The 9,411-nt window shown below is 42.6% G+C and carries 3 protein-coding genes; all 3 read right to left on the bottom strand.

What is annotated here, in order from left to right; all coding sequences use genetic code 11:
• Nucleotides 1-907, bottom strand: a 907-nt coding sequence (locus QUB13_RS29935) for an IS4 family transposase (RefSeq protein ID WP_333388611.1), incomplete at its 3' end; no start/stop codon positions are given.
• A gap of 156 nt (nt 908-1,063) precedes the next feature.
• Entirely contained in the window at nt 1,064-6,532 is a 5,469-nt protein-coding gene (locus QUB13_RS29930) for a trifunctional serine/threonine-protein kinase/ATP-binding protein/sensor histidine kinase (RefSeq protein WP_333388608.1), read from the bottom strand.
• Nucleotides 6,533-6,731: 199 nt separating this feature from the next.
• The gene (locus tag QUB13_RS29925; RefSeq protein WP_333388605.1) at nt 6,732-9,020 is read right to left on the bottom strand and encodes a GAF domain-containing protein; all 2,289 of its coding nucleotides are present in this window, start codon (nt 9,018-9,020) and stop codon (nt 6,732-6,734) included.
• Between the last annotated feature and the right edge of the window lie 391 nt (nt 9,021-9,411).

Here is a 9,411-nt window from a genome sequence, read left to right as displayed (position 1 = left end):
AAGTGGTCACTAGCCACCACTCAACTGCTGACGATTCAGAAGGTGGCTCGGATTCTCTGACCAAAATAACTTGCAGTTTAATCGGACTTAATTTCTCTTGTTTAGCACGATTTTGAGGGGGTTGAATAGTTAAGGTTTTATACCGAATAGTTAAAGTCGCCAGTCGAAATGGTCGAGTCGGGTTGCGCTTCAATTCCACAGTCATTGTAACTTGCGGTTCGACCAATTCCATCTCTTCTTTAAGATGGTTCGATGAAGACTCTAAACATCTGTTTTGAGTAGCTCGAATCAAAAAATCTGCTTTCTCACGGTTCGCAGATGCAAACAAGTCATAAAAGTCAGCTTCTCTATCGGCAATTGTGACTACTTGTTGCGAATCCGGGATGATAGATGACGTGTTTTTTAAAGCATCAAGCCATCTTTGACTTTCTTTTTCTTCTGTTGGTTTTTGAGAACGTAGATCCGCTTTACCTAAAAATTTTTGCTCTCTAGCCCAGACATATTGGTCGATAATGCCTAATGGTAGCCCCTCTGTTGTTGCTGCCAAAGTTGAATTTACTTTCAATCCATGAGCATATTTATTATCAAGATATCCGACTCCTTTGACTGCTTCATGCGTAGTATAATTTAATTCTGTTGTATCCTGTATTGCCAAGATAATTTGATGATTTTTAATTCTTGAAAGCGTCGCATCTACGTGTCCTTTCCTAAGCTGAGCTGGTTTTATATATGGTGAATCCCAGAAATCGTAAGTAGCCTTAGTTTCTGCCCATGTTCCACTAGCTTCAGGTACACTGGATGTTGGTTTGTTACTCAAGTTAGAAACAATTTTCATGAATCTATTTGTTCTTCTTGCGTCTCCCAATTGAGTTTTTTCTAATTCTTGTCTTACCCATTGATTGATCATTTTAACCTCATTCCTGGGCGAGCGCCCAATCGTTCAACAGCACAGATGTTGATTTTTGTCAACTTTATTGTTAAGAAAGATGTTTATAAAGCATAGCTTATTAAGGGGGGTTAGGGGGGATCTCCGGGTTTCAAAACACGCCCTATTCCCATCATCTTAATCCAACGGCAGGGCGATCGCAAATTCCGTACCTTCTCCCAGCACCGATTCGCAACTGAGTTTACCGCCGTGGGTTTCTTCGATAATTTGCTTGCTGATAGACAACCCCAAACCCGTACCTTTTCCTACTCCTTTGGTAGTAAATAAATGGTCAAATATTTTAGACTTGACCTCCGATGACATCCCTTGACCGTTATCTTTGATTTTAATCACCACGCTCTGGTTATCCTCGGAGACATGAGTAATAATGGCGATCGTATTCGGTAAAGCTTGAATTTCAGCGTAAGTGCGGCCCTGATTGGATTCCTCAAAACAGTCGATCGCATTTGCCAACAAATTCATAAATACCTGATTCAGTTGCCCAAAATAACATTTAACTGGCGGGATATTTCCGTATTCTTTGATAATTTTAATCGCGGGGCGAGTATCTTGAGCTTTCAGGCGATACTGTAAAATCATCAAAGTGCTGTCGATGCCCTCATGAATATTTGCTGACACTTTATTCGCACTGTCAGCGCGGGAAAAAGTCCGCAAAGACGTGCTAATATTGCGAATGCGCTCTGTACCGGATTTCATAGATAAAAGCATTTTTGGCAAATCTTCCATCAAATATTCTAAATCAATCTCCGATGCTTTATCTTCTAACTCATCTCCCGGATTAGGAAATTTTTCTTGGTAAAGTTGCAAGTGATCGATCAAATCTAAGCTTGCTTCAGCAGCAGCATCAATATTCCCCGCAATAAAACCGAGTGGATTGTTAATTTCGTGAGCAACCCCTGCAATCAAGTTACCGAGAGCCGACATTTTTTCGCTTTGAATCAGTTGCAGTTGCGCCTGTTGCAGTTCATTGAAAGATTTTTCTAACTGTTGAGATTTTTCTTGCTCCCGCGCGTACAAACCAGCATTTTCTACGGCAATAGCAACTTGAGAAATTAACACTTTGAAGACTTCTACTCTCTCTGCTGTAAAAGCTCCTACTGTCAAAGCATTTTCTAAATAAATTATTCCGCGCCTCTGAGATTGATAAATAATCGGCAAACAGAGAATTGATTTTGGTTGATATTTTTGAATGTAGGTATCTACCTTAAAAGGTTCGGCGATAGTCGCATTGTCTAAAACCAGATGCTTTTGACTGCGGTGTACGTAATTAATCACAGAAAGGGGTACATCTTGACGATTTTCTACGGGAATAGACGGTAAAAGTGTCACTGTATCCTCCGCATGAGTGCCAGTAGCTTCTATGCAGAGGATATCGTTTTTTAGCAGCAGCAGCACTACTTTTTGAGCCGCCGCATTTTCTAAAATAATTTTGATTAATTTGGTCAACAATTTTTCTAGAACAATTTCACCGTTAAGGGCTTCCGCCGACTTAATAAAAGTAGCTAAGTCTAAGAAATCGCCTAAACTACCACTGGTAGTATTTCCCATGGTTGTGCGGTTGACATCGAGGGTTGAGGTTTGAATTGTGCGCGTCTGTGCTGCTAAGAAAGGATGTGTTGACTCTAAGTCTTTAACTTTAGCTGTGGCTCCCCAATTGATATATCCATAATAGGCTTTAGTCAGATATGCTTGAGAAACTATCTCTTTACCCAAAGCTTGATAAAATTCTCCTGCTAATTCATAGGCTAATGCTTCCTCTTGAATGTAACCGTTTTTGGCTGCTCCATCAATTGCGCGATCGTACAAATCCATTGCTTCGGTATTTTTCCCCAACACTCGCGCTTTCTCGGCTGCTACCAAGTCGTATTTGTGTTGATAATTCATCGGAGCGTCAACTGCCCATTTTTTCATCTTCTTTTGGTTTCGCAGCACTTTTTTCAGATCTTGTTTTTGCTCCCCTTTCTCAGCTTGGGGATACAAAGCGAGAAGACTTATAGAAGAGTAAAAATTATTCAGAGAAACTACATAAAATCCGGCTACGGCTTCTTCATATTTTTCAAATAACCTTGAATTTTCTAAGGCTTCCGCGTAGTTTCTGAAGATAAAATTAAGCTGAGTTTTGGCATGATAAACCAAACTCACTAAAAAAAAGTTTTCAGCTTCTATTAAAACGGGGAGCGTTTTAACTTCATTAAATCTATCACCAACTAAATGGCAGGCTTCGACAGCTTGACCGCGCAAATTGAGGGCTGTCTGCCTGCCTATACTTAGATACTGCACAGCCATTTCTAGTTGAGATTGCTGCATTATTTTCATATATTTACCAGTCTCCTGCTCCACCAAATCTAGAGGCTCTCCTATCGACATTTTTTTGAAGCAATATTGACCTATACAATAACTCGCATACTCCAATTCTCCAGTTTCCATCCCTGTTTGAAAACCTTCCTTGAGAACGCTTAATCCTGAGTTAAGCTCGGTTTTCCAGTGTAGAATAAAACAACCCAAGAGTGTATAAACTCTACTTTTCATTGAACGGGATGGAAATTTGTCTAACATCCTAATCGCCAGTTGACCGCATTGGTATGCCAAACTAATGTCCCCTAGCCGGCACATAACTACGCCATAATAAAGGTAGGCAATACTTGCATAAGGCGAATTGCCATATTTAATGCACAGGTTGACCATCCTAAATGCCAGCAGCGGTACCAGGCGGGGTTTTCCCTGAACAGCAGTGCTGATAATTCCTGATAAAATCCGCATGGCTGCTTGTTGATTGGGATCTGTCATTTCTGGCAAGTTAGCTAAATCCTCAATTCGTTTCAACCCCAAGCTCAGTTTTGTCTTCATCAGTCCCGCCCAAAGATTTAGCGCGTTGGGGTTTTGAGGAAAAGAAATGCCTAACAGTTTCAGCACTTCCAGTCCTGTATTTAGTGCTTCTACAAGTCTAATTTGAGCATTGTAAGACTGGATTTGAAGTTCATAAACATTCATTTTGTCCAGTAAATTCTTAGCTTTTTCCAGTACGATATCGACCAGTTTTTTTGAATCTTCATAGTTGATGTTTAAGTATTCAGCTTCTGCTATTGACTCGTAAATTGCTAACGTTAAGTCATAGTGGCTTTGCCAACAATCCGCTGGCAATAATTCCATAGCCACCCGCAAATACCTAACAGCAGCTTCATAAGCACTCGCGGCTTTTGCCTTGCGTCCAGCCGTTAAATTTAATCTTGCTAAATCAATCTTTTCGACTGGCTGGCTAATCGTGTCAATTCCGACATTCAACTGATTGACAATATCAAAGATGTTTTCTTCGAGCTTTTCGGGGGGAGTATTATGTAGCAGTAATTGACCGATTTTTAAATGGGTGAATTGCTTTTTATCTTCGGGAATTAGGGAATATGCGGCTTGCTGGACGCGATCGTGCAAAAATTTGTAACTAACCCGCGAAGTATCTAATTTGAGGTTAATTGATTCGGCTCGATTGAAAACTAAAGGAATCCGATAAGCATCGCTCAAGGGCAGAATTAACCCTGCTTGCAAAGCTGAATAAAGTTCAGTGGCTGTAGTATTAGCTGACTCTTCTCTGACAAGTGACAGCACATCTAGAGCAAATTTATCCCCCACACAAGCTGCTAATTTCAACATTTGTTGCGTGGCTGCTGGGAGTTTTTCAATGCGGCTGGCTACCAGTTCCACCACACTTTTATCGGTAATTCCAATGGCTTGAATTTCATCGAGACTCCAATTCCAACCCCCTTTACCTTCCTCATTCGTAACGGGAGATATCAAGGAAATGAAGTCATATTTTAAAAGATTTTCTTGATAAAGTGCTTGGAGTAGTTGCGTCAAGAAAAAAGGATTTCCGCCAGTTTTATTGCAGATTAACTCTGCTAGATTATTTACTTTTTCTATGCGACTGTTAAGTGTTTCAGCGACTAATTCAATCACATTTTCTAAATCCAGCGGTTGCAGCACGATATTGTTGACAACCGTACCCATCTTTTCAATCTCTTCTACAATTTGAATTAAGGGGTGAGTGGGACTAACTTCATTATCTCGATAAGCACCGATGAGCAACAAATATTGCTGGTCAGGGTCAGTTATCAGTATTTGCATTAACTTTAATGTTGCTGAATCTGCCCACTGCAAATCGTCTAAGAAAATCACTAGCGGGTGTTCTTTTTGCGCGAAAACGCGAATAAATTCTTTGAATACTCGATTGAAGCGATTTTGCGATTCTACAGGGCCGATTTCTGGGACTTCTGGCTGTTTGCCAACGATCAATTCAAGTTCAGGAATTACATCGGCAATTACTTTACCGTTTGTTCCTAAAGCTGTTAAAATTTTAGTGCGCCATGTTTCTATAGAAGGAGCGCTTTCTGTTAGCAAATGGCGCAGTAGCGAGTTAAATGCTTGAATCAATGATGCGTAAGGAATATTTCGTTTTAATTGGTCAAATTTGCCGCTAATGAAGTAACCTTTCGAGCGAGTAATTGGTTTGCTAACTTCATTAACTACTGCTGATTTACCGATACCTGAATAACCAGATACTAGCATCAGTTCATTTGTGCCGGATGGGGGCAACTTGTCTTGAAAAGTGGTTGAGGTTTCTAAGGAATTGTTAGTTAAACCCCCGCCTACTCGTTCAAATGCTGCTAATAGTTGGTTGACTTGATTTTCCCGACCGTACAATTTCTGGGGAATTAATAACTGACTGAGAATATCTAAGCGTCCGGGGGTAAAATCGGAAACTTGGCCAGTCGTTTCTAACTGATGCAAACAATTTTCTAAATCTGCTAACAATCCGGCTGCACTTTGATATCTTTCTTCCGCATTTTTTGCCATCAATTTCATCACTATCTCTGAGATGGCGGCGGGGACTTTTGAATTCAATTGATGCGGTGAAATTGGTTGTATGGCGATGTGGCTGTAAACTATTTCTAAGGGGTCACTGCTGGCGAAAGGCAGTTTACCTGCCAGCATTTCATACAAGGTAATTCCGAGAGAATAAAAGTCTGTGCGGTAGTCGAGGGTGCGGTTCATTCTCCCGGTTTGTTCGGGTGACATATAAGCTAATGTGCCTTCGACGGAGTTGGGATTGTTAAATTGCGGGTTTTCTTTGTTCAGTTTTGTGGCAATGCCGAAGTCGGTGATTTTTACTTGTTTTGTTTGCGAGTTAATTATGATATTGCTGGGTTTGATGTCTTTGTGAATAATCTGATTTTGATGCAGGTATTCTAAGGCTTTGACGATTTGGACGGCGATGTTTAAATTTGCTTGCAGGCTCAAGGTTTCTTTTTCCAGCAGTTGTCCGAGAGATTCCCCGCCAAAATCTTCTAAAACCAGTCCTAATCGGTGGTCAAAGGTTTCGAGACTGATGGCTTTGACGATGTGTTTGCTATCTAAATTTTTGCGGATTTGATATTCGTGTTTGAGGCGGGTAATGGCTTCGAGTGTCGGATATTCGGCTTTCAGGAATTTAAGAATTGTTAGGGGGCGATGAGTTGGTGTCTGTCCGCGATAGATAATTGTTTCGACGCCTTCGTGCAGAATAGAGTCGATGCGGTATTCAGAGAAAGTTAACATAAGTTACTTTAAAAATTAACAGGATCTAATTTTCATTATTATAACATTAAGTTACCTTGGCTTTGTGTGATCCAGATCGTGTATTTTTAAATCGCGCATCACAAGTAAAATACACCAAATATGGGCGCTTTAAGTTGGGAGTTGCGCGCTGCGAGTCAACGCGCAACTCCCAATTTAAAGAAAATTTTAAGGCAGATTTTCAATCATTTACTACCGTAACTTCACTGACATGAATAATTGATTCTGGTTCCGGTAAAATACGCACGCGGGCGAATTTCAAACCGCTGACTCCTTGCAGCGATTCTACCATGCCCGTCTGAACTTTTGGCTCAACCCAACCTTCGCGAGACAAGTAGCGCAAGTATTGCTGGTACTCTTCCCACTCTTCCTCGGTGGAATAAACAACAGTCAACATTCCTGACTGGGTAATTCGCTCTTGTGCGTCTTTGTCAACGGCTTTTTCGATCCGCTTTTTGACAAGTTCGTAGCGGATGTCGCGGGTGCCTTTGACATCAAACATTTTTTCGGTATTTTCGTTGTGAAAAATGTCGATCGTGGTATTCTGAACTAAGACTAAATGTGCGAGTTCCATGTTGATTTGAGACTCGGCTTGCAGGCGAAAAACTGTGCGGGCGCAGTCGCAAATTGCTCGCAGTTGTTCGTACCGCAAACTGTGCAGGTGAAACTGGCTGAATTTGGGGTCGATCGACTTTCCGACATAAATCATGTGATCGATGCCGTCGGTGCATTCGATGTCGCAGTAGTGGGGGATGATTTGCTGCATTTTTTCTTGCCAGCGGGCCCAGATTTCTTGGAGTTTGGTGCCGATTAGGTTCAACATTTGATCGTAGCGGGTACGATCGCTGTAAACGCAGTTGTGTTCGTTGTCGCAGGCGGTTCGGTAAGCTTCAACGGCTGCCAGAACTGTAGGGCCGCACTGGATAAAGTAGTCAAAATATACTTCTAAACGCTCGTTTAAATACTCGGCAGCTCGCACTTCCATATCGACTGTTACTTTTTCTTTTAAATGCTCGATGTAGTCGAGCAAGTCGAGCCGCAGTTGCTCGCCGAGGTGGGTAGTTTGTGCTTGGCAAACAGCATCGGCTATGGCTAAACCCAAGCGGAATTGTTCGAGCAAATCTGTTTGAATTGCTCGGTTTCTTTCGTCGCTGGAACCGCGAATGTCGGAAATTCCGTACAGGGGATGAACCTCTGCAAAGACGATCGTCTCTGGGGGCAGTCCCCAACTGCGTCTTTCTGCTTCTTGGGCGAACCGCCACTCGACTGCGGGGTGGATGTTGTGAATGTTGGTAAACCGCTGCTGCATCGCTTGTCGCAGCGCTGCAATGAAGGCGGGAATTAGTTCTTGGGCGTGTTGAGCGTCAATGTTGTTGAATTGGTTGGGCCGATCGCACAACAGCCCCACCACGCCCAAAATCCGCTGCCCGCACCCATCGCGGGTGACAGATTTGACGGCTAGGGGCACGAGGAGCATCGATCGAGTCCCCATTTTTCGCAAAGCTCGATCGCACTCGGTTTCGCATTCCCGGCGCAAGTCTGGCACGTTCCAAACTTGATTTGCTGCGGTAGCCTTAAAAAAGTGAGAAGCTTCTAGGGATTGCATTGAATAAACAATCGGCTGCAAATTTTGGTCATCTTTGGCAACTAATAGCTGTGCCTGTTCGCCGTCGGGGCGCAGCAGTAAAGTGCCGTCAGCATGGAAAAGCGATCGCAAACACCGATCGATTCTCTCAAATTTATCTGGCCGCAGCATCGAATTGCGATCGATCAATAACTGAGTCAGCCGCCGTATTTGCTCCTGCACCGTGACATCAACACCTTCTAGCAGCAACAAACCTTCCACCAGGTAATTATCTAAATTTAGTCGATCGGCTAAATTTGCCAGTTGATTCGGCTGCATCAGCCAAGCTTCCAATTCTGCAACAGGCATTAATTTTAAACGAACATCGGCAAATTCATCTATTTTTGAGTCAATTCGAGTAATTTTCAACTGTTCCGAACCAAACCAAAATTCAATAAATTTAGGTTCGCGGTGTTTGGGATTTTTCATACTCGCCGTGAGAGGTTCATCTAGCAGCCGCAAACTGTCAAGGTCAATTTGATAAAATTGCTTAAACACCCAATGCAAAAGGTGACGGCGGTACAATTGCTCTGCCATTTTGACATCCCCATCCTCGAACAGTTCCAGCAGACTGATGCCAGCTTCTGCAAACCAACCGTTATTAGATTGAGTTACCAAGGGCGTGCCCTCCCAACCCGCCAAGCGGCAAAATGCCGCGTTACCATAACGTATGGCAAAAGTTCCCGGTTCCATGACTGCGATTAAAACGCGGCGATCGCCGAGAAATTGAAACAGTCGCTCTAAATCTTGTTTCCACGTTTTCAAGCCTTCAATTTCAGCAGATTTACTAGGTACTTGGGCCGCCAAAGCTTCGAGTAGCTGTTCCATGCTTGGTTCGCTTGACATCTTGTCACTGTCTTGCTCTGTTTGAGCGATACTTGCGGTTGACCGTGATTTTACGGAGTTATTGTTGTTTTGAGGGGAAGGCGATTTAGGAGTAGACATAAGCAAAACACCTGAAAGCAGTGGATTTTGTTAAAAAATGAGCGAACGGGGATTTAGAGCGAATGTAAAGAACTTAGATCTTGTTTGTAAAGTTTGTGTATTGGTCTCGGAAACTAAGTGTATTTTCGGACGATCGCCCCAGAAACTTTTACTTTGCTTGACAAACAACCTCTGAGTCTCGACGTTATAGGTGATATTAACGTGTTTGCGGCCTGACGGGTCACACCCATTATAGGCGGTGAGCCGTAGCGGATACTGTCAGCGACTAATGCTATTTGACTCCTCGGCGAAA

Origin of the sequence: Microcoleus sp. B4-D4 (genome assembly GCF_036705185.1) — a bacterium.
Taxonomy (GTDB): domain Bacteria; phylum Cyanobacteriota; class Cyanobacteriia; order Cyanobacteriales; family Microcoleaceae; genus Microcoleus.
The sequence above is the reverse complement of the archived record's forward strand: the minus strand, read 5'-3'. Positions and strand labels throughout refer to the sequence as shown.